Origin of the sequence: Nonomuraea sp. NPDC048916 (genome assembly GCF_040649575.1) — a bacterium.
Lineage (GTDB): Bacteria > Actinomycetota > Actinomycetes > Streptosporangiales > Streptosporangiaceae > Nonomuraea.
In genome coordinates this window covers 25,215-45,388 of sequence record NZ_JBEZFS010000013.1, presented here as the reverse complement: position 1 = coordinate 45,388, position 20,174 = coordinate 25,215, and the positions used below count along the sequence as shown (strand labels likewise).

Sequence of the window (20,174 nt, the reverse complement as noted above, 5' to 3'; positions counted from 1 at the left end):
CCTGTCAGATCGGCGGCGCCGGGACGCCGCGCATGGCGTCCCACACCCGCGAGGGGGTGAGCGGCATGTCGGCGTGGCGGATGCCGTACGGCTTGAGCGCGTCGACGACCGCGTTGACGATCGCCGGCGGGGAGCCGACGGTGGCCGACTCGCCGACGCCCTTGGCGCCGATGGGGTGGTGCGGTGAGGGGGTGACCGTGAAGCCCGTCTCCCAGTCGGGGACTTCCAGCGAGGTGGGGATGAGATAGTCCATCAGGGATCCGCCGAGGCAGTTGCCGTCCTCGTCGAACGCGATCATCTCCATCAGCGCCATGCCGACGCCGTCGGTGAGGCCGCCGTGCACCTGGCCTTCGATGATCATCGGGTTGATCCGGGTGCCGCAGTCGTCGACCGCGATGAACCGGCGCACCTTGACCTGGGCGGTGCCGGGGTCGATGTCGACGACGCAGATGTAGGCGCCGTGCGGGTAGGTGAGATTGGAGGGGTTGTAGCAGATCTGCGCCTCCAGGCCGCCCTCGATGCCTTCGGGCAGGTCTCCGGCGCCGTGCGCCCGGAACGCGATCTCCTGGATGGTGACCGACTTGGACGGGTCGCCCTTGACGTGGAAGGAGCCCTTGCTCCAGTCGAGGTCGGCGACCGACACCTCCAGCATGCCCGAGGCGATGATCCGGGCCTTGTCGCGGACCTTGCGGGCGACCATGGCCGCCGCCGCGCCCGACACCGGCGTCGAACGGCTGCCGTAGGTGCCGAGGCCGAAGGGCGTCTGGTCGGTGTCGCCGTGGACCACCTCGATGTCGTCCGGCGGGATGCCGATCTCCTCGGCCACGATCTGCGCGAACGTGGTCTCGTGCCCCTGTCCCTGGCTCTGCACCGACAGCCGGACGACCGCCTTGCCGGTGGGGTGGACGCGCAGCTCGCAGCCGTCGGCCATGGCGAGGCCGAGGATGTCCATGTCCTTGCGCGGCCCGGCGCCGACGGCCTCGGTGAAGAACGCGACCCCGATGCCCATGAGCTCGCCGCGCTCGCGCCGCTCGGCCTGCTCCTTGCGCAGCTCGTCGTAGCCGGCGATCCGCATGGCCTCGCGCATGGTGGGCTCGTAGTCGCCCGAGTCGTACACCCAGCCGGTCTTGGTCGTGTAGGGGAACTGGTCGGGCTGGATGAAGTTCTTCATCCGGAGCTCGACCGGGTCCATCTTCAGTTCGTACGCCAGGCAGTCGACGATGCGCTCGACCAGGTAGACGGCCTCGGTGATGCGGAACGAGCAGGCGTAGGCCACGCCGCCGGGCGCCTTGTTGGTGAAGACGGCCGTCATCTTGCAGTAGGCGGCCTCGATGTCGTAGCTGCCGGTGAAGACGCCGAAGAAGCCCGCGGGATATTTCGTCGGCGCGGCCACGCCGTTGAAGGCGCCGTGGTCGGCCAGCACGTTGGTGCGGATGGCCAGGATCTTGCCTTCCCTGGTGGCCGCGATCTCGCCGCGCATGATGTAGTCGCGGGCGAAGCCGGTGCTGGTGAGGTTCTCGGCGCGGTCCTCCACCCACTTCACCGGCTTGCCGGTCACGATCGAGGCGACGATCGAGCAGACGTAGCCGGGGTAGATCGGCACCTTGCCGCCGAAGCCGCCGCCGATGTCGGGCGAGATGACCCGGATCTTGTGCTCGGGCAGCCCGGCGACCAGCGCGTAGAGGGTGCGGTGGGCGTGTGGCGCCTGGGTGGTCGACCACAGGGTGAGCTTGCCCTCGACCCGGTCGTAGTCGGCGACGGAGCCGCAGGTCTCCATCGGCGCGGGGTGCACGCGCGGGTAGACGAGGTCCTGGGACACGACGACGTCGGCCGAGGCGAACACCGCCTCCGTCGCCGCCTCGTCGCCGGTCTCCCAGTCGAAGCAGTGGTTGTCGGCCTTGCCCTCGAGGTCGTCGCGGATGACGGGGGCTCCGGGGTCGAGTGCCGTACGGGCGTCGATCACCGGGTCGAGGACGTCGTACTCGACGTCGATCAGTTCGAGGGCGTCGCGGGCGGAGTAGCGGTCCTCGGCCACCACGAAGGCGACCTCCTGGCCCTGGAAGCGGACCTTGTCGGTGGCCAGCACGGCCTGGACGTCGTTGGACAGGGTCGGCATCCAGGCCAGGCCCTGCTCGGCCAGGTCGGCGCCGGTGACGACGGCCTTGACCTTGGGGTGCGCCTGCGCGGCGCTGACGTCGATGCCGACGATCCGGGCGTGCGCGACCGGGGAGCGCAGGATGGCGAGGTGCAGCATGCCGGGCAGTTGCACGTCGTCGACGTAGCGGCCCCGGCCGCGGATGAAGCGCGGGTCCTCCTTGCGCAGCATCCGGCCGTAGCCGAGCGGCTTCTGGTCGTTGTTCTCGAACCCGGCGGGCCGGTGGTCGGTCGCGGTCATGGCGTGGCTCCGCTGGTGACGTCGGTGGCGGACTCCTGGGTGGCTGCCTCCTGGGCGGCGGCCCACTGCACGGAGCGGACGATGCTGGCGTAGCCGGTGCAGCGGCAGATCTGTCCGGAGATCGCCTCGCGGATCTCACCTTCGGAGGGGTCGGGGTTGCGGTCGAGCAGCGCCCTGGCCGTCATCATCATGCCGGGGGTGCAGAACCCGCACTGCAGGCCGTGGCACTCCATGAAGCCGCGCTGGACGGGGTCGAGCTCGCCGTCGCGCTCCAGCCCTTCGACGGTGCGCACCTCGTGGCCGCCGGCCATGGCCGCGAGCACGGTGCACGACTTGACCGGTTCGCCGTCGAGCCACACGACGCAGGTGCCGCAGTTGCTGGTGTCGCAGCCCCAGTGGGTGCCGGTCAGTCCGAGGTGGTCGCGCAGGAAGTGGATGAGGAGCAGCCGCCCCTCGATCTCCCTGGTGACCTCCTCGCCGTTGACGTTCATGGATACGTGCATGTCACACCCTCCCGTTGAGCCGGGCGACGGAGCGGCGCAGGGCCCGCCTGGTGAGCTCCATGGCGAGATGGCGTTTGTAGTCGGCGCTGCCGCGCATGTCGGTGGCGGGGCTGCAGTGCTGGGCGGCGAGGTCGCCGGCCAGCCGGTAGACCTCTTCGGACGGCTCCCGGCCGCGCAGCGCCTCGGAGACCGCGGGCAACCCGGTGGTGTTGGGGCCGACCGCGGCGAGGCCGACGCGGGCGTCGGAGATGACGCCGTCGTCCAGCCAGACGGCCGCGCCGGCGGACACGATCGCCCAGTCGCCCGCGCGCCGCTCGACCTTCTCGTACGCGCTGGACCCGTTGCGCCGGATGGGGACGCGGATCTCGACCAGCATCTCGGCGTCGCCGACCGCGGTCTCGTAGGGGCCCCGGTGGAACTCCTCCATGGTGACGACCCGTTCGCCGTCGCGGTTGCGGATCACGCAGCTGGCGCCGAGTGTGGTGCACACCGCGGACAGGTCCTCCGACGGGTCGGCCTGGCAGAGCGAGCCGCCGAGGGTGCCGCGGTTGCGGACGACGGGGTCGGCGATGACGCGCTCGGCGTCGCGGAAGATCGGGAACGTCTCGGCGAGCGCCTCGGACTCCAGCAGCTCGCGGTGCCGGGTCATCGCGCCGATGCGGATCTGGCTCGACTCCACCTTGATGTAGCCGAGCTGGTCGTGCAGATCGTTGATGTCGATGAGGTATTCGGGGGTGGCGAGCCGGAGCTTCATCATCGGGAGCAGACTGTGGCCGCCCGCGACGAGTCTCGCGGAGTCGCCAAGCCGCTCCAGGAGCCCGATCGCGTGATCGACGCTGGTGGCCCGTTCGTACTCCAATGGCGCTGGAACCTGCATCCAACACCTCCCTCGCTGGTCGTGGGAGCCAAGTGGGCCCAAGTGGACCGCCACCGGGCAGCGATGTCAACGGCCACCTAAGGTTTCACTTAATGAGGTCGGCCAGCACCTTGCACAGACCCGACCTAGCGGGAAAAGTCGTCACCGGTCACCGACGTGAGACGCGACCGGACAACCGCGGCCGGGTCGAGTCGGTCCTGGCGATCACGCCGCTGGTGTCGATGCTGGCCGTCTTCGCCGACGGCCGGGCCGACCGCCGGGCTGACCACCGGCCCGGCGCCGGGCCGACCGCCGGCCGACCGCCGGCTGACGGCCGGGCCGAAGACACGGCACGGCCCGGCGGCCGGGAAGGCCGCCGGGCCGTGCGCCCGCTACAACACCCGCTACAGCACCGCTCCGGTGCCCTCCCGAGACCGGGGGGTCCGCACCTTGGGCGGCTCGGGCGGCGGCTGCTTGCTGAACCGCTCCAGCTCGATCGCCAGCGGCCCGGCCACGAACGACGAGGACGCCGTACCGGCCACGATGCCGATGATGAGCGCGATGGCGAAGTCCCGCAGCGAGTCACCGCCGAAGATGGCCAGCGCGGCCAGGATGAACAACGCGCCCAGGCCGGTGTTGACGGTGCGCGGCACGGTCTGCAGGATCGCGCTGTTGACGACCTGCCCGAACGGCGCCTTGCGTTGCAGGCCCCACATCTCCCGCACCCGGTCGAACACCACCACCTTGTCGTTGACCGAGTAGCCGATGATGGTCAGCATCGCCGCCAGGAAGACGCCGTCGATCGGCTTGCCCAGCCAGGCGAAGGCGCCGACGACGGCGGCCGTGTCCACCACCAGCGCCAGCACCGCGGCCGTGCCGAACGTCCACCTGAACCTGACCGCCAGATACAGCAGCTGAGCCGCCAGCGCCACGCCCAGCGCGATGAGCGCGTTGCGGCGCAGCTCCTCGCCCAGGCTGGGGCCGATCAGCTCGTCACGCTGCTTGGTCACGTCGCCCACCTCGCCGTCGAGCGCCTTCTCGATGGCGACCACGTCGTCGGAGCTGATCTGCCCGGTGCGCACGGAGATGGCGTCACCCGACGACTGCACGACCGCCGTGGGATGGCCGGCGTCGGCCACGATCTGCCGCGCCGTCTCGGCGTTCACCGACTGCTGGGTGGCGAACTCGACGATCCGGCCACCGGTGAACTCGACCCCGAAGTTCAGGCCCTGGAAGGAGAGCCCGGCCACGGCGGTGGCGAGCACCGCGACGGAAATGGCCAGCCAGAGCCGGCCGCGCCGCATCAGGTTGAAATTGCGTCTGGTGATCCAGGTCCGGACCCGGCCCACGTTGCCGAGCCCCGACATCTTGGGGCCGACCCGGCTGATGATCAGCTGGGTGAGCGCCCGGGTGATGATCATCGCTGAGATCAGCGAGGCGAGCACACCGATGGCCAGCGTCACTCCGAAGCCGCGCACCGGCCCCGAGGCCAGCCAGAACAGCAGGCCCGCCGCCACCAGCGTGGTGATGTTGGAGTCGGCGATGGCGCTCCAGGCGTTCTTGAACCCGCGGTCCAGGGCCGATCTCAGCCCCCGGCGGGGCGCTTCGGCGTACTCCTCCCTGGCTCTTTCGAAGACCAGCACGTTGGCGTCCACCGCCATGCCGATGGCCAGCACGAAGCCGGCCAGACCGGGCAAGGTGAGCGTCGCCCCCAGGGCGACGAGCGCGGCGTAGGAGATCAGTCCGTACGCGGCCAGCGCGATCGCGGCCATCAGGCCGACCAGGCGGTAGATCGCGATGATGAACAGCGCCGTCAGGATCACGCCGGCGATGCCCGCCTTGGCGCTGGCCTCGATGGCCTCCGAGCCGAGCGTGGGGCCGACGGTCCGCTGCTCGATCAGCTCCAGCGGCACGGGCAGCGCGCCACCCTTGATCAGGATGGCCAGGTTCTGCGCCTCCGCCGAGCTGAAGGAGCCGGTGATCTGGGTGGTGCCGCCGGGGATGCCGCCACGGCAGGGCACGGACGGGTCCACCTGCGGCGAGGAGATGATCTCCTTGTCGAGCACGATCGCGACCCGGCGCTTGGGATCGCCGACCGCCTCGCAGGCGGCGGCGCCGGTCAGCTTCTGCCAGGCGGCGGCCTCACGGAAGTCGACGGTGACGAACCAGCCGGGCCCCATCTGGGGGTCGGTCACCCCGGCGGCGTCGGTCACCCCGTCGCCGGTGATCGCGGCCGGCCCGAGCGAGAGCCGCTGCCCGGACTCGTCCGCCACCGCCTCCTTGTCGTCGGGCTTGGCCTCGCCGAGGACGGGGTGGAAGGTGAGCTGCGCGGTGCGGCCGATCACCTCGGCGGCCTGGCGCGGGTCGAGCACGCCGGGCAGCTCCACGATGATCCGCTGCTCGCCGGACCGGACCAGGGTGGGGTCGACGACGCCGAGCGCGTCGGCCCGGCGCCGGAGCACGTCCAGCGCGCGGTCGGTGGCCTCGGAGTCGGCCTTGACCGTCGGGGTGTCGCGGGTCTCGAAGACCAGCTGGGTGCCGCCGCGCAGGTCGAGACCGAGGCGCGGCGACATGGTGAAAGCGATCAGGAATGCGCTGGCCACGATGACGCACGCGACCAGCGCGCGCCACAAAGGCGCACGTGACATGGGACCCTCCACGGGCTTCGGAAGAGAAGAAGGACGTCAGCGCGTCGTGGAGGGTGGTGCGCGTGCGGGGGCGACCCGGTGGCTCGGTTGCGCGGGGACGACCTCGACGGCCGGCCCGGCCGTCACGGGCCGCGGATCCCTGGCATGCCCGGTGGCGACGGGCAGCACGGCGATGGCGCCGGCCACGGCGTGCCCGCCCGTGTGGGCGTGGACCCTGGGCACACCGTCGTCGTGGAAGAGGCCGCCCAGCGCGTAGTCGGTGTGCCAGACGCCGACCGGCGCGGAGACGACCTGGCCCGCGGGAACCGCCGGATTGGTGTGCGCGCCGACCAGAACGAACATGGACAGCAGGAGGAGGACCGCGGCAGGCAGCCTGGTGCGCATGATCCTCCTTCGAGTGGTCCGGCCAACCGTACCCCGGCCGTCAATCTACCCGCGGGATTTACCCACATGGCTTTCCGCGCGGGCTGGGCTATGGTGAAGACTATGGGCAGGTCGTGGCAGGTTCCACGTAGGTCCACCGCCTTCTCGCTCGCGGTGGGCCTCCTTCTGCTGTCCATGTTCCTGGCCGCGTCCAGCCCGGCCTGGCCCGGGGGCGACCCCTCGCGCCGGTCCGCCGACCTGATCGGGTCCGGCGACTGGATCGCCCAGCCGTCGAGCATGCCGTCGGCCTTCGCCGGAGCGCGCGAGCATCTGCCCGCCCTGTGGCCGCTGATCCGCCGCACGTCGCGGGAGGCGCCCGGTCTTCCGCTGCCGACCTCCACGGGCACGGACACCGACTCGATCCGCAGCCCTCAGCAGTTCGCCTACCGCTCCGCGGACTCGCGCAGCCCACCGCTGATCTAACCGTTCCGCCCACACCTTCACGCCCGCTCAGGCCCCATGGCCGGCGGGCTCTTGAGCATGCTCGGGCGCACCCGGACACCAGGCGGGCCCGCATGCGCTGCTCAGCCCGGCATTCGTCATGCCCACCCCGAGGCCCCCACCGGCCTCGTCGGGGTGTGGCTCCCTTCGCAGGCAAGGAGCCGATGTCGCCATGGCGGACATCAGATCAGTCCACACGCTCATAAAAGATCACGAGCGGCATCCGCGAGCCGCGCTATGAACGACCACCGCCCACCACCGGGAGGCAGTTACGCCGCCCTCGACCTCGGCACCCTGCGGACCAGGTCGCTCGTGTCGGGCAGCCTCGCGATCTCCGACCGGGCCTCGTCCGTGCCGGCCGTGGACGTGTCGCCCGACCTCGACACGGTGTGGCCGATCCGGCACGGCATGGTCGTCAGCATGGGCGCCTGCCACCGGCTGGCGAACACCGTGCTGCGTGAGGCGATGCCGCACGACGCCTGGCCGCTCGAACGGGTGATGCTCGGCGTGCCGGTGGCGGCGACGAAGGTCGATCGCCGTGCCGCCCAGGCGGCCGTCGCCAGGGCGGCGGCGTGCCCGGTCGTGCTCGTGGAGGAGCCGCTGGCGGCGGCCGTCGGCAGCGGAATGGACATCACCGACCCGCGTCCGCAGCTGCTGCTGGACGTGGGCGCCGGCATCATCGAGGCCGTCGTCATCCGCGACGCGGCCATCGCCGACGCCGGGGCCCTGCAGATCAGCGCCAGTCTCGACGCCGGGCTGCCCGCCCATGTGCTGGACGCGGTCACCGACCTGGTCGCCGACCTGGTGCGGCGGTTGCCTGCGCACCTGAGGCCCGCCGCGAGGGAAGGCGGCCTGCTCCTCACCGGCGGCGGGGCCGGGCAACCGGAGCTGGCGCGCCGGCTCTGCGCGGGCCTGCGCGTCACGGTCAACCCGGCGCTGGAGCCCGCGCACGCGACCATCCGCGGCCTGGCCCGCCTGTGCCTGCTGCCCGCCCTGGCGGCCCAGGTGGCCGCACTCACCGGCTGAGACTTACCTTCCGAAAGGACGACATTCACATGACCACCAAGCTCAGCAGCATCCAGATCCAGACCCTGCGCGAGGAACTGCAGGAGCAGTTGCAGCGCCGCGTCACCCAGCTGGACAGCCTCAAGTCCTCGGCGGACAGCGGCAACGGAGCCGACCAGGGCTGGCAGGACCTGATGGCCGCCATCACCGCGACCGACCGGGCCATCAACGAGACCCAGCAGGCCCTGGACCGGCTCGACGACGGCAGCTACGGCCATTGCGCCCACTGCGAAGCCGCCATTCCCTACGAGCGGCTGAAGATCCGTCCGCTGTCGCGCTACTGCATCGCCTGCCAGCGTCGGCACGAAGCCGCCGCCTGACCGGCCCGGGCGGCGGGCCGCCCGCGAACCGGGCGGCCGCCCGCCCACGCGTTCGCCGCCCGCCCTGCGCCCGATGCGTAACGGACCGTTTCTAGACCGTTTCCGGGGAATAGTCCCGGTCTCCGCAGGCAAAGCCTCAAGACATCCGACTTCATTTGGGGTGTTCTGCGATGATCTCTGCCCGGCGACTGCTCGGCCGGCTGGCCTATGGTTCCCGCTACAACGACATGCCCTGGGGGCAGCGGGTCTACGTGCGTCCTGGCGAACGGTTCATCCGCCAGGCTCAGTGGTGGTGGCGGATCCGGCGGGCGCCGGTCATGTCCCTGGAGGAGTACGGGGCGACGAGGGAGCTCGGCGAGATCGAGGAGTTCCTGAGCTGCATGATGTGCGGCGAGCCACGGCAGCAGCCCCTGTTCGAGCCCACCGGCGGCAAGGGCTGGCGCTACCACGTCGTCCGGTGCCCGTCGTGCGGGTTCCTCTACCGCAATCCCAACGTGCTGCCGGAACGGCTCGGCGATCTCTACTCCTCGGGCTACAGCGGCTTCCTGACCGGCGCGTACGCGGCCAACCGGCAGCGCCGCTACAAGCTGACCATGGAGGCGTTCGCCCCGGTGTTCGACCACGGGGAGGGCCGGCGGCTGCTCGACTTCGGCTCGGGGGTCGGGTTGTTCCTGGAGCTGGCCGAGCAACGCGGGTTCGACGCGTGCGGGGTGGACCTGTCGCCCGACTCCGTCGCGCAGGCCAACGAGCGGCTCACCCGGGCCCGCGCCTACCACGGGACGCCCGAGGAGGTGCCGGAGATCGCCAGGGGCGGGTTCGACGTCATCACGCTCTGGTCGGTGCTCGCCCATCTGCCGAGGCCGCTCGACGACTTCCAGAGGTTCCGCGACCTGCTCGCCCCGGGCGGCGTGCTGCTCATCCTGACCGTCAACGCCCGGTCGCTGCTGCTCAAGGCCTACGGCTCGACGTGGAGCGGCTTCACCAAGAACCACCTGATGTTCTACTCCTCCGACACGCTCCGGACGCTGCTCCGCCGTACGGGATTCGCGGGGGTCGCGTACGCCCCGCACTACGGCGACACGATCGAGGCGGGCACCGCCCGGCTGCCCGGCCCGCTGCAGTGGCGCCTGCGCCGCGCGGTCGACGCGAGCGACGGCGGCAACATGATGCGCGCGCTGGCCTTCGCCGACGAGACGGCGATCGCCCGCTGGGGCGACGGCTTGACGGTCCACCGGTTGCGGGAGGCCGGCCTGCCGCCCGCAACGCCGCCGGATTCGGGGGACCTGCGCGACTCCAGCGAGATGGCGACCTAGGCGGAGCGCCACCCGGGGCTCAGAGGTGCAGCCGGCGATGCGCGGGGCCGTGCCATTCGGCCAGCAGGACCGTGGCGTCGTCGTCGAGTTGGTCCTTGTGATATTTCATGATGCTCTTGATCAGCCGCCGCAGCGTCTCCGGGACGGGCAGGCTGGCGGAGCTGTGGCGGACCATGAAGTCGACGAGCCTGTGCAGGCCGAACTCGCTGCCCACACGGCCTCCCGCCTCGATGATGCCGTCGGTGAAGAACAGCACCCGGTCGCCCGGCTCCAGTTGCTCCTGGCAGAGGGTGACGGGCAGGCCGAGGTCGAGGCCCAGCGGGTGGGAGGGCGGGCACTCCAGGACGGTGGCCCAGCGGCCGCCGCGGATGACCACCGGCGGGTGGTGTCCGCGGTTGACCCAGGAGAGCTGGCCGGTGCGCACGTTCAGCTCGGCCATGATCGCGGTGACGTAGCGGGCCATTCGCCCGAACTCGGCGATCAGCACGCTTTCGATCGCCTCGCTGTTGGCGATCAGGTCCATGTCCCGGCGGCGGTGGTTGCGGCAGGCCGCCATGGCCAGGCTGGCGGTCAGCCCGGCGGCGACGTCGTGCCCCATGGCGTCGAAGACCGCCAGGTGAGCGATGTCCCCGCCCAGGGCGTAGTCGTAGGCGTCGCCGCCCACCTCGTAGGCCGGCTCCATGACCGCCGCGATCGTCACGTCCTCGGTGGCGAACGTCAGCGGCGGTGTCAGCTGCCACTGCATCTCGGCCGCGACGTGCATCGGGCGCGAGCGGACCAGCCGGGCGTAGGAGTCGCTGTGGGTGCGCAGGCTGACCAGCATGAGCGCCACCAGTGAGGCGAGGTGGCGCATGGCGTCGCCGACGCTCTCACCCGGCTCGGCGACTCTGACCTGCAGCACTCCCAGCCGCTCGGTCCCGTTCAGCAGCGGCACCCACCAGCCGGCCTGCCCTTGCTCGGTGACCGGCATGGGGAGCACTCGCACCTCCTGGAACGCCCGCCCGGCCAGCGTGGCCTCGACCCGCAGCTCGGCCGGCCGCCCTCCGGTCGCCTCGTGCGCGTCTTCGCCGCGTCCGGTCAGCAGGCGCAGCACGTTCTGCTGCAGGTCCACGAGGTAGACGCTCACCTCGCTGAGGCCCGCGAGCACGGCGTGCTTCTGGACGAGCTCCGGCAGACGCTCCAGCGTCGCCAGGTGGCTGTCCTCCAGCAGTTCCGCCAGCATGTCCAGCACACCGTTGTCGGCGATCATCGCCTTCGTCCTTCCGCTGGTCGTACCTCCGGGCCCCCTACCCTGGGCGAGCCTGACCATCCTGCGGCCCTGTTGCGCGAAATGTTCGTTTACTCCCATTCGGATAGATAATGGGACAAGCTTTCCATCAAACGATTGACCGGGCTTCGGCACGGGAACTACCTTCTCGACATGACATCTGCCGACAACCGCGGGCAAGTCGCCCTAATCCTGAAGGTCGCCACGCAACTGTTCGCGGCACTCGGTTACGACGGCACCTCCACCCGGGCGATAGCCGACGCGGCAGGTCTGAACATCGCCACCGTCAACTACCACATGGGCGGCAAGCGCGAGCTCTACCTGGCCGTGATGGAGCGCGCCCACCAGGCCGAACGGTCCATGCTGGAGGCGTCCCTGGCCAACCTGTCGGACGCGGACCCGGTCATCGCGATCCACCGGGTGGTCGACGACTACATCGACTTCTGCGTGGAGAACCCCGAGGTGCCCGCGCTGTGGATGCACCGCTGGCTGTCCGACGCCAGGGACGTCACCGAGCTGGAACGGCAGTACGTGCAACCGCTGCACTCCGCGGTGACGAGGGCGCTGCGGCCCGCGGTCGTCGACGGGGTGATCGACCGCGCGGTCGACCTGGAATACGCCGTGTGGACGGTCATCTGGTGCGTGCACGGCTTCGCCAAGGGCGGCGTGCTGGACGAGGAGGGCGACCGCCGGGCCGGCGACGACCGGCTCGAACTGCGCCGCTTCCGCGCCCACACGCACCAGATGGTGCACCGCATGCTCCTCCTGCCCGGTGACATCCCTTGAGCACTGCCGTTCGCCGTCTGGTACGGCCGGCTCGCCCGAGTCATGGAACTCGGCGGAGCGAAAGAGCTCGGCGGGCGAAAGAGAACGTCGGAGTGAAGGAGAACACGTGAACCTGCCCGACACCGGCGCGACCGTCGAGGAGCTGCTGGCGGAAGTCGCCCGGCTCAAGGAGCACGACCTGCCCGTACGGGGCGGCCAGGTCACGGCCTACGTCTACGACACCGGGCGTGGCGAGGTGCACGAGGCGGCGGCCCGCGCCTACTTCGAGATGCTGGAGGTCAACTGCCTGGACCCGACCGCCTTCCCCAGCATCGTCGAGATGGAGAAGCAGGTCGTCGGCGCGGTGGCCGACCTGCTCGGCGGCGGCCACGGCGTCTTCACCAGCGGCGGCACCGAGTCGATCATGCTGGCGGTGAAGGCGGCCCGCGACGCGGCCCGGCGCGACCGGCCCAACCTGGTGCTTCCCGTCACCGCCCATCCCGCCTTCCACAAGGCGGCGCACTACCTGGGGGTGGCCGTCCGCCCGGTGCCGGTGGACCTCGGGACGTACCAGGTCCTGGTGCCGGCGGTCAAGGAGGCGATCGACGAGGACACCGTGCTGGTGGTCGCCTCCGCGCCCTCCTACCCGCAGGGTGTCGTCGACCCGATCGAGGAGGTCGCCGCCGTGGCCGCCGCCGCGAACGTGCCCTGCCACGTCGACGCGTGCGTGGGCGGCTGGCTGCTGCCGTGGCTGCGCGAGGCGGGCGCGGACGTGCCGCCGTTCGACCTGTCGGTGCCCGGCGTCACCTCGCTCTCCTGCGACCTGCACAAGTTCGGCTACGCCCCCAAGGGCGCCTCGGTCCTGCTGTTCGCCGACCCGGCGATGCGGCGTAAGGCGTACTTCGCCTCGGCGGCCTGGCCCGGTTACACGATCATCAACGCCACCGTGCAGAGCTCCAGGTCGGCCGGGCCGCTCGGCGGCGCGTGGGCCACCCTGCGCGCGCTGGGGCGGCAGGGCTACGTGGAGCTCGGGCGGGCCACGCTGCGCGCCGCCACCCGGTTACGGGAGGGCATCGCCGAGATCCCCGGACTGGAGGTGCTCGGCCGGGGGGACTCGTCGCTCATCGCCTTCCGCGGCACCGACGTGGACGTGTTCACGCTGGCCGACGAGGCCCGCGCCCGCGGCTGGTTCCTGCAGCCGCAGCTGTCCTACGCGGGCATCCCGGCCAACCTGCACATCACGGTGACCGGCGTGACGCTGGCCGGGGTCGAGGCGATGCTCCAGGTGATCGCCGAGTCGGCCGAGGCGGCCCGGCTGCGCGGCCCGGCCGAGCTTCCCGAGGGGCTGGTCGACCTGATCGCCGGGCTGGACCTGGACGCCCTGGACGACGCCACCTTCGCCGAGCTCGCCGCCTCCGTCGGCGTGGACCTCCGGCCGGGGGCCGGGCAACCGGAGATGGCCGTGGTCAACGCCGTTCTCGACGCCCTTCCGGCCGCGACCCGCGAGGCGATCCTGGTGAGGTTCCTCTCCGTGATCTACCAGTAGGACCGCCGCCGTGAACGACGGGCCGGTGGTCACCTGACCGCCCGCCGCTCACGGATGTAACGACGCAGCACTGGCTTCGAGGCGGGTGAGGCCGAGCCGGTCATCGAGCCCGCCGCCGAGCTCGACTCCGACGAGCGGGTGCCGCCCGACCCGGTCGTCCGGATGGGTGGCCCCACCCCGGTGAGGTGGGGCCACCAGCCGGTCGGCGGTCAGGTGCGGCGCCAGCGCGACTCGCCGAAGCAGTAGCCGGCGAAGAGCAGCAGGCCGAGCGCGATCAGCACCAGCAGCCACGGCCCGACCGGCGTGCCGGCGAACGCCCGGAGCGTGTGGTCCATGCCGCCGGCCTTGTCCGGGTCGAAGGTGATGGCCGCCTGGACGACGAAGATCCCGGCCAGCCCGGCGATCGCGCCGCGGGCGATGTAGCCGGCCATGCCGAGCCGCTCCATCACCGAGCGGGCGCGCGGCGACATCCGGCCGAGCTCGAGCTCCTCGAGGAACTTCTTCTTGATCCCCGAGTGGACCCAGTAGACGCCCAGGCCGATGACGGCGAGCCCGATGAGACCGACGATCAGCTGGCCACCCGGCAGTTCGAGCAGTTTCGCGGTCACGTCCTGCGACTTCTTGTCGTCGGACGTGGCCTTGCCGGCCAGCAGCATCGTCAGCAGCGTGATGGAGACCAGCACGTACACGCCGGTCCGGAACGCCGCCTCGGCGCGGTCAGCGGTTTTGAGACCGCCGAACAGCGCTTCCGTGCCCTGCCACAGCGCCAGGGCGACGAAGCCCACCACCATGATCCACAGGATCACCTCCCCGAACGGCAGGCTCGCCACGGCGGCGATCGCACCGCCCTTGTCGGCCTGCTCCTTGCCGCCGTCAAGGGCGATCTGCACCGCCAGCACCCCGATCAGCGCGTACAGGACCCCGCGGCACGCCAGGCCGACTCTGGCGAGCCGGTCCAGTGCCGGATGGTCGGCTGCCCGGCGTGCCAGGGCCTGCGCCTGGCGTCCGGCCTGCTCCGCAGTGCTCACCGTTCCTCCTCAAGTGTCGGTCAAGGAACCCCAAAGTGCCCCGAAACCGACGTTGTAGGCCTCCGGTGACCGCATCCGACCGCTGACCACGGCGGGAACCCGTCCGGCCGCCCGCGGAGCAGCGCGGGAAAGCGAACGGCGCGCGCTCGCCACGGCACGAAAGAGGGCGGCCACCGGGGTGACCGCCCTCTTCCTTGGAGCCGAGATCAGCCGGCGGACTTCACCGCGATGCGGGCCGCCGCGGCGGCGTCGTCGCGGGCCGGGATGGACCCGAGGTTGAAGGCGTACCTGGCGGTCGAGTCGGCGATCGCGTCGGCGTTGACGTCGAGCGCGGTCGCGTTGACGTTCGCGGTCGTGTCGCACGCCTGGTGGTAGCAGACGTCGTAGGCGACGCCCGCGGTCCCGCCGAACAGGGCCGCCTCCTCGGCCGTCTTGATGCCCTCGGCGCCGGTGAAGATGCCGCCGGAGGGGATGCCGACGGCGATGAACGGACCGTAGTCGGACCGGCCGTCGAAGTCGGTGCCGACGTGGGCCAGGCCGCGGCCGTCGAAGAAGGCTTCGAGCTGCTTCTCGATCTGGGCCGATCCGGGCGGGCCGGCCGGGCTGCCCTCTCCGTCGGAGTCGTCGCCGTCGTACAGCTTGTAGGCGTAGTTGGGCGAGGCCACCATGTCGAAGTTCAGGTAGACCTTGATCCGGTCGCGCTGTGCCTGGGGCAGCTCCTCGACGTACTGGTCGGAGCCGAGCAGGCCGATCTCCTCGGCGGCCCAGAAGGCGAACCTGACCTTGTTCTTGACCGGGAAGTTCTTCATCTGCAGGGCCGTCTCCAGGATGGCCGCGCTGCCCGAGCCGTTGTCGTTGATGCCGGGGCCGACCGGGACGCTGTCGAGGTGGGCGCCCACCATCACGACCTTGCCCGGGTCGCCGCCGCGGGTCTCGGCGATCACGTTGTGGTTGGTGCCCAGCTGCAGCGTGGCGTCGACCTTGAGCCGCACGGTGGTGCCCGGTGTGGCCGCCAGTTCGTTGCCGACCGCGAAGTCGGCGAAGACCATCGGCACGCCGGCCCGCCACTCGCCGATGTCCAGCGGGAAGGCGTCGGTGCGGCCGGGCTGGCCCTCGTTGAAGACGATGATGCCGGAGGCGCCGGCGAACCCGGCGTTGCGGATCTTGGCGGCGAACGCGCAGGTGCCGCGCTGGATCAGGGCGATGTTGCCGGGGACGAAGCCCGCGAAGTCCGACGTCTCGCAACCGCTGGTGGAGGTCGGGGTGGGCGTCGGCGGGAGGGTCAGGTCCACTCCCTGGACCTGGGCCGTCACGTCACCGGCGGGTGAGGGCTGGAAGGTGAAGAAGTCCTCGTTCGGCGCGTAGGTCTTCTGTCCGGGTATCTCCAGCGTGGGCGGGTTGTTCTCGGTCCAGCCCTCGACGAAGTCGATCGGGTCCAGGGTGACCTTGTATCCGGCCTCTCGCAGCTTGTCCGCCACGTAGTCGCGGGAAGCGTCGTAGCCCGGCGTGCCCGCCGCGCGGGTGCCACCGTTGGCGTTGGCGATGGCCTGCAAGGCGTTCAGGTGTTTTGTCACGTTAGTGCCCTTGACCTGCTTCACCAGGAGTTTGGCGAAGCCGTCATCGAGCGATCCGGCGTTGGCCGGACTCGCCAGGGCCAACGGAAGGGCGAGGGCCGCGATCACGGCCGTCACGCCCTTCATGAGGGAAAAGCGCATGTGGATCCTCCAACGACACCAATGCGCTGCAAGATCCCCCGAGACAGCGCTTATTGGAACTTAACCCCACAATCAAGGCCCGGCTAGTGCCCAACCTGTAAGCGGCGACCGGTGCCCGAATCCCCGAAGGTTACGATGATCCGGACATCGGTGAGGAGTTCTTCCCCTCACCGATAGATCCGGCAAACCATCCCAGCCGGTTCCGGCAAGCCGTCCCGGCGCGGGTCAGGGCCGCAGCGGCCCGGTCAGGCGATGACGCGGTAGTAGGTCAGGAATCGGCCGTCGTCGTCGAGGATGTGGAAGGCCAGCGACGGCGGAGTGTCGTAGTCGATGTCGTCGGCGAGACTCTCCCCCGGCTCCCACGGCAGTTTCAGGCTGGAGACCACGCCCGGAGCCGCCCGCAGCGGACGCCCGCCGAAGTCGGAGGCGACCGCCGCGTGGCAGTGGCCGCACAGCACCGCCGCGATGTTCGGATGCCGCCCGACCAGCTCGGCGAGCCGGTCGGGCTCCCGCAGGCCGATGGGGTCGATGCCCGCGTGGTGCAGGGAGATGGGCTGGTGGTGGAAGGCCACGAACACCGGGACTTCGGCCGGGGTGTCGTCGAGCACCTCGGCGAGCCAGTCGAGCGTCTCGTCGGCCAGGTGACCGGCGTCCTCGCCCGGGATGGTGGAGTCGCACAGCGCGTAGACCGCCTTGGGCGTGCGGTGCACCTGGTTGATCGGGGCCGTGCTGGGCGGCTCGTCCAGCAGCACCCGGCGGAACTCCGCGCGGTCGTCGTGGTTTCCCGGGCCGATGAGCGTGGTGTGCCGGAAGTCCAGCAGCTTGCGCGCGTCCTCGTACTCGGCCGCCCGGCCGTGGTCGGCGATGTCGCCGGTGATCAGCACCGCGTCGAAGTCGTACGGCAGGCCGTCGACGAACTCCGCCACCCTGCGCGTCCGCTCGATGCTGCGTGGGGTGCCGTCGAGGTGCGTGTCGCTGAGATGGGCAATAACGATCATGGCCAGATCCTTTCACCCTGGTTCGTCCGGCAAAAGGCGATTCATCCGGCGACGTTCCGCAACTCGCGCAGGTACTCGCGCAGCGGCTTCATCCCGGCCTCGGCCCGGCGCTCGTCCACCCGGGCCTCGTTCTCGATCGGCGTCCGGGGCCGCCACTCGCCCTCCGGCGACATCTCCCACTGGGTGCCGTAGACCTGCGGCCGGCCCTCGGCGACCCGAACCCTGTCCTCGAGGAAGGCCAGCTCGCTCGGCTCGGCGTCGCCCTCGCCCACCGCCTTCCGCATCAGGGCGAGCCCCTTGCGCTGGAACTCGAGGTCGAAATCGGAGTGCTGGACCAGGGCCCACGCCGCCGTGGCGCCGTCCTCGCCGACCAGCGACCAGCCGGGCCAGCCGTACGCGTCGACGATCTGCTTCATGCGCAGGGTGTTGGCCTCCTCCACCCGCCTCCACTGCGCCTCGGGCGCCTCCATGGTCCTGAACGCCTGGTCGCGGTCGAGCATCCGCAAGAGCTCACTCCTCAGCTCCGGCTCACGGGGCGCGGCGCCGCAGGCCGAGACCATCGAGACCGTGAAGAGCGTCACCAGGAGCCACGGCACCATCGCTCGCATGTCGAGTCCTTCTGCCGGAGATCTCACCACGAACCGCCGGAAAACCTCACCACGAAAGTACAGGCGAACCGAAACTCCAGCGAGAGGCGGCTCCCAGGGAATGCCCAGGAATTCTGGGTAACCTCCTTCCGCATGACCTGGCAGACGAGGTTCAACGAGGCACTCGGCAAATACGCGGGTGTCCGTTTCGAGCGGGTCAAGAAGGCGACGCCACCCCCTGAGAGCACGGTCAGGCCGCCCGCGGATCCCGCCACCGACAGACTGCTCACGGAGCCGGTGTTCATCCTGTCACCGGTACGATCCGGCTCCACTCTGCTGCGCGCGATGCTCGACGCGCACCCGCTCCTGCACGCGCCGCACGAGCTGCACGTGCGGCGGCTGACCGTCGGCTTCGGCACGTCCCTGGCGCGCCAGGCGATGAAGGCGCTCGGCCACAACCAGTCCGACCTCGAACACCTGCTGTGGGACCGCGTGCTCCACCGCGAGCTGGCACGCAGCGGCAAGCAGTACATCGTGGACAAGACCCCGGCCAACGCCTTCGCCTACCAGCGCATCGCCACCTGCTGGCCGGACGCGCGCTTCGTCTTCCTGCTGCGCCACCCCGCCTCCATCGCCACCTCCTGGTACGAGGCCGCCCCCGACAAGCGGACCCGTCCGGAGGCCACGGCCGACGCCCTGCGCTACATGAAGGCGGTGCGGCGGGCGCAGAAAGGGCTCACCGGCCTGACCGTGCGCTACGAGAGCCTGACCGCCGATCCCGAGCGCGAGACCCGGGCCATCTGCGAGTTCCTCCGCATCCCCTGGGCTCCCGAGATGCTCGAGTACGGCCGGCCGGACGTAATCCGCAAGGGCCTGGGCGACTGGCAGGACAAGATCCGCTCCGGCACCGTGCAGCCCGGCCGCGACCTCCCGAACCCCGACGAGATCCCCGAGATCCTCAAGCCGATGTGCAGGAGCTGGGGCTACCTGTGAAGATCCGTTACCTGCTGCTGCACGCCTACGGACTGGGCGGCACGATCCGCACGGTGTTCAACCAGGCGGGCGCCATGGCGGCGCTCGGCCACCAGGTGGAGATCGTCAGCGTCATCCGCCGGCGGAACGCTCCACAGTTCGGCCTCGACTCCCGGGTGAAGATCGTGACGCTGGTCGACCAGCGCGAGGGGGTCCTCACCGACTCGCTGGGCCGCAAGGTGTGGCGGCGGCTGCGGGGCAAGATGGTCCCGTGGGGCGAGTTCGCCGCCGAATACTTCACCGAGCGGGTGGAGAAGGCGGTCATCGACTACGTGTCCGGGCTCGGCGACGGCATCCTGGTGACGACCCGGCCGGCGCTCAACCTGATCTCCGCGCGCCGCACCCCGAGGGGCGTCATCCGGGTGGCGCAGGACCATATGAACCTGGCCGCCTATCCCGAGCCGGTCCGCAAGGAGATCGCCCGCCACTACGGCCGCTTCGACGCCGTGGTCGTGCTCACGAAGACCAACCAGCGCGAATACCGCGACCTGCTGCCCCGCACGCCCATCGTGCGCATCCCCAACGCCGTCCACCTGGCCCACGAAACGTCGCGGCAGACCGATCCGATCGTGGTGACGGCCGGCCGGCTGGTCCGGCAGAAGGGCTACGACCTGCTCATCCCCGCGTTCGCCGCCGCCGTCCGGCGCCACCCCGGCTGGCAGCTGCGCATCTTCGGCTCGGGCCCGAAGAAGGACACGCTGGCGTCGCTCGTCGAGGAGCACGGCCTGGCCGACAGCGTCCGGCTGATGGGCCGCACCGAGCGGCTGGACCAGGAGCTGGCGAAGGCGTCGATCTACGCGCTGTCGTCACGCTTCGAGGGGCTGCCGATGGTGATGATCGAGGCGATGGGCCACGCCCTGCCGGTCGCGGCGTTCGACTGCCCGACCGGTCCGCGCGACGTGCTGACGCCCGAGGTCGACGGGCTGCTCGTGCCGCCGGAGGACGTCCACGGGCTGGCCGCGGCCCTCGACCGGCTCATGGGCGACCGGGCGCTCCGTCTGCGGATCGGCGCGGCGGCGGCGCGAACCGCCAGAAACTACGCACCCGACGTCGTGATGCCGGTGTGGGAGGACCTCTTCTCCGAGCTCCTCGCCGGAGAGCCGATCATCGACACCCACTGGACCCGCTAGCCACCGGAGTTCTACCGGCGACATTCCTCGAAATATGCAGTGTTGAAGCGAAATAATCTACATTACTAAGACACATCAGGTACATATGGGGTTTTAGTACACTTTCGAGGAGACTCCTAAAGAAAACGGTGACAGCGACCAT

At 70.6% G+C, this 20,174-nt stretch carries 18 protein-coding genes; 8 read left to right on the top strand and 10 right to left on the bottom strand.

Translation table 11 applies throughout. The features are described 5' to 3' along the window. Positions 1-4: 4 nt before the first annotated feature. The 5 genes from AB0C16_RS15925 to AB0C16_RS15905 all read right to left on the bottom strand — a co-directional run bounded on the left by AB0C16_RS15925 (position 5) and on the right by AB0C16_RS15905 (position 6,786). Positions 5-2,395, bottom strand: a complete 2,391-nt coding sequence (locus AB0C16_RS15925) for an aerobic carbon-monoxide dehydrogenase large subunit (protein ID WP_357683172.1) — start codon at positions 2,393-2,395, stop codon at positions 5-7. Beyond that, the gene (locus AB0C16_RS15920) at positions 2,392-2,898 is read right to left on the bottom strand and encodes a (2Fe-2S)-binding protein (protein WP_357683169.1); all 507 of its coding nucleotides are present in this window, start codon (positions 2,896-2,898) and stop codon (positions 2,392-2,394) included. The genes AB0C16_RS15925 and AB0C16_RS15920 overlap by 4 nt, the downstream gene beginning before the upstream one ends. A 1-nt stretch (position 2,899) precedes the next feature. Continuing rightward, a complete protein-coding gene (locus AB0C16_RS15915; RefSeq protein ID WP_357683167.1) occupies positions 2,900-3,775 on the bottom strand; it encodes a xanthine dehydrogenase family protein subunit M in 876 nt (291 codons plus the stop codon). Between the two features lie 383 nt (positions 3,776-4,158). Next, the gene (secD, locus tag AB0C16_RS15910; protein ID WP_357683165.1) at positions 4,159-6,402 is read right to left on the bottom strand and encodes a protein translocase subunit SecD; all 2,244 of its coding nucleotides are present in this window, start codon (positions 6,400-6,402) and stop codon (positions 4,159-4,161) included. A 36-nt stretch (positions 6,403-6,438) separates the two neighbouring features. Next, on the bottom strand, positions 6,439-6,786 hold the full coding sequence (locus AB0C16_RS15905) for a hypothetical protein (RefSeq protein WP_357683163.1): 348 nt from the start codon (positions 6,784-6,786) through the stop codon (positions 6,439-6,441). Positions 6,787-6,888: 102 nt separating this feature from the next. Here AB0C16_RS15905 and AB0C16_RS15900 point away from each other — a divergent pair, with 102 nt between their 5' ends. The 4 genes from AB0C16_RS15900 (at position 6,889) to AB0C16_RS15885 (ending at position 9,964) form a co-directional block, all read left to right on the top strand. Further along, entirely contained in the window at positions 6,889-7,248 is a 360-nt protein-coding gene (locus AB0C16_RS15900; RefSeq protein WP_357683160.1) for a hypothetical protein, read from the top strand. Positions 7,249-7,503: 255 nt separating this feature from the next. Further along, positions 7,504-8,292 (top strand): rod shape-determining protein, encoded by a 789-nt coding sequence (locus tag AB0C16_RS15895; RefSeq protein WP_357683157.1) that lies wholly within the window; start codon positions 7,504-7,506, stop codon positions 8,290-8,292. A 29-nt stretch (positions 8,293-8,321) separates the two neighbouring features. Then, the gene (locus tag AB0C16_RS15890; RefSeq protein WP_357683155.1) at positions 8,322-8,651 is read left to right on the top strand and encodes a TraR/DksA family transcriptional regulator; all 330 of its coding nucleotides are present in this window, start codon (positions 8,322-8,324) and stop codon (positions 8,649-8,651) included. Positions 8,652-8,821: 170 nt separating this feature from the next. Then, positions 8,822-9,964 (top strand): class I SAM-dependent methyltransferase, encoded by a 1,143-nt coding sequence (locus AB0C16_RS15885; protein ID WP_357683152.1) that lies wholly within the window; start codon positions 8,822-8,824, stop codon positions 9,962-9,964. 19 nt (positions 9,965-9,983) lie between these two features. On the opposite strand, the gene AB0C16_RS15880 is transcribed toward AB0C16_RS15885, so the two are convergent. Beyond that, positions 9,984-11,213 (bottom strand): PP2C family protein-serine/threonine phosphatase, encoded by a 1,230-nt coding sequence (locus AB0C16_RS15880; RefSeq protein WP_357683151.1) that lies wholly within the window; start codon positions 11,211-11,213, stop codon positions 9,984-9,986. Between the two features lie 171 nt (positions 11,214-11,384). On the opposite strand from AB0C16_RS15880, the gene AB0C16_RS15875 reads away from it, so the two are divergent. After that, positions 11,385-12,017, top strand: coding sequence for a TetR/AcrR family transcriptional regulator (locus AB0C16_RS15875; protein ID WP_357683148.1), 633 nt, complete (start codon positions 11,385-11,387; stop codon positions 12,015-12,017). 106 nt (positions 12,018-12,123) lie between these two features. Continuing rightward, the gene (locus AB0C16_RS15870; RefSeq protein ID WP_357683146.1) at positions 12,124-13,542 is read left to right on the top strand and encodes an aspartate aminotransferase family protein; all 1,419 of its coding nucleotides are present in this window, start codon (positions 12,124-12,126) and stop codon (positions 13,540-13,542) included. A 209-nt stretch (positions 13,543-13,751) separates the two neighbouring features. Here the strand turns inward: AB0C16_RS15870 and AB0C16_RS15865 are convergent, their stop codons facing one another. From AB0C16_RS15865 to AB0C16_RS15850, 4 genes are all read right to left on the bottom strand, one after another. Beyond that, positions 13,752-14,570, bottom strand: a complete 819-nt coding sequence (locus AB0C16_RS15865; RefSeq protein WP_357683143.1) for a DUF1206 domain-containing protein — start codon at positions 14,568-14,570, stop codon at positions 13,752-13,754. A 206-nt stretch (positions 14,571-14,776) separates the two neighbouring features. Further along, a complete protein-coding gene (locus AB0C16_RS15860; RefSeq protein ID WP_357683141.1) occupies positions 14,777-16,285 on the bottom strand; it encodes a M20/M25/M40 family metallo-hydrolase in 1,509 nt (502 codons plus the stop codon). Between the two features lie 245 nt (positions 16,286-16,530). After that, positions 16,531-17,283: a metallophosphoesterase gene (locus AB0C16_RS15855; protein WP_357683138.1), complete on the bottom strand. Its 753-nt coding sequence runs from the start codon at positions 17,281-17,283 to the stop codon at positions 16,531-16,533. Between the two features lie 41 nt (positions 17,284-17,324). Continuing rightward, positions 17,325-17,891, bottom strand: a complete 567-nt coding sequence (locus AB0C16_RS15850; RefSeq protein WP_357683136.1) for a DUF6624 domain-containing protein — start codon at positions 17,889-17,891, stop codon at positions 17,325-17,327. A gap of 132 nt (positions 17,892-18,023) precedes the next feature. On the opposite strand from AB0C16_RS15850, the gene AB0C16_RS15845 reads away from it, so the two are divergent. Together AB0C16_RS15845 and AB0C16_RS15840 are read left to right on the top strand one after the other, a co-directional pair. Continuing rightward, a complete protein-coding gene (locus AB0C16_RS15845; protein ID WP_357683133.1) occupies positions 18,024-18,863 on the top strand; it encodes a sulfotransferase in 840 nt (279 codons plus the stop codon). Then, positions 18,860-20,032 (top strand): glycosyltransferase family 4 protein, encoded by a 1,173-nt coding sequence (locus tag AB0C16_RS15840; protein ID WP_357683131.1) that lies wholly within the window; start codon positions 18,860-18,862, stop codon positions 20,030-20,032. Before AB0C16_RS15845 ends, AB0C16_RS15840 begins: the two co-directional genes overlap by 4 nt. The last annotated feature ends 142 nt before the right edge of the window (positions 20,033-20,174 follow it).

Bases quoted from the DNA above. Each gene is read 5' to 3' on its own strand.
- AB0C16_RS15925 (WP_357683172.1), bottom strand. From the start codon at position 2,395: ATGACCGCGACCGACCACCGGCCCGCCGGGTTCGAGAACAACGACCAG.
- AB0C16_RS15920 (WP_357683169.1), bottom strand. From the start codon at position 2,898: ATGCACGTATCCATGAACGTCAACGGCGAGGAGGTCACCAGGGAGATC.
- AB0C16_RS15915 (WP_357683167.1), bottom strand. From the start codon at position 3,775: ATGCAGGTTCCAGCGCCATTGGAGTACGAACGGGCCACCAGCGTCGAT.
- secD (WP_357683165.1), bottom strand. From the start codon at position 6,402: ATGTCACGTGCGCCTTTGTGGCGCGCGCTGGTCGCGTGCGTCATCGTG.
- AB0C16_RS15905 (WP_357683163.1), bottom strand. From the start codon at position 6,786: ATGCGCACCAGGCTGCCTGCCGCGGTCCTCCTCCTGCTGTCCATGTTC.
- AB0C16_RS15900 (WP_357683160.1), top strand. From the start codon at position 6,889: ATGGGCAGGTCGTGGCAGGTTCCACGTAGGTCCACCGCCTTCTCGCTC.
- AB0C16_RS15895 (WP_357683157.1), top strand. From the start codon at position 7,504: ATGAACGACCACCGCCCACCACCGGGAGGCAGTTACGCCGCCCTCGAC.
- AB0C16_RS15890 (WP_357683155.1), top strand. From the start codon at position 8,322: ATGACCACCAAGCTCAGCAGCATCCAGATCCAGACCCTGCGCGAGGAA.
- AB0C16_RS15885 (WP_357683152.1), top strand. From the start codon at position 8,822: ATGATCTCTGCCCGGCGACTGCTCGGCCGGCTGGCCTATGGTTCCCGC.
- AB0C16_RS15880 (WP_357683151.1), bottom strand. From the start codon at position 11,213: ATGATCGCCGACAACGGTGTGCTGGACATGCTGGCGGAACTGCTGGAG.
- AB0C16_RS15875 (WP_357683148.1), top strand. From the start codon at position 11,385: ATGACATCTGCCGACAACCGCGGGCAAGTCGCCCTAATCCTGAAGGTC.
- AB0C16_RS15860 (WP_357683141.1), bottom strand. From the start codon at position 16,285: ATGCGCTTTTCCCTCATGAAGGGCGTGACGGCCGTGATCGCGGCCCTC.
- AB0C16_RS15855 (WP_357683138.1), bottom strand. From the start codon at position 17,283: ATGATCGTTATTGCCCATCTCAGCGACACGCACCTCGACGGCACCCCA.
- AB0C16_RS15850 (WP_357683136.1), bottom strand. From the start codon at position 17,891: ATGCGAGCGATGGTGCCGTGGCTCCTGGTGACGCTCTTCACGGTCTCG.
- AB0C16_RS15845 (WP_357683133.1), top strand. From the start codon at position 18,024: ATGACCTGGCAGACGAGGTTCAACGAGGCACTCGGCAAATACGCGGGT.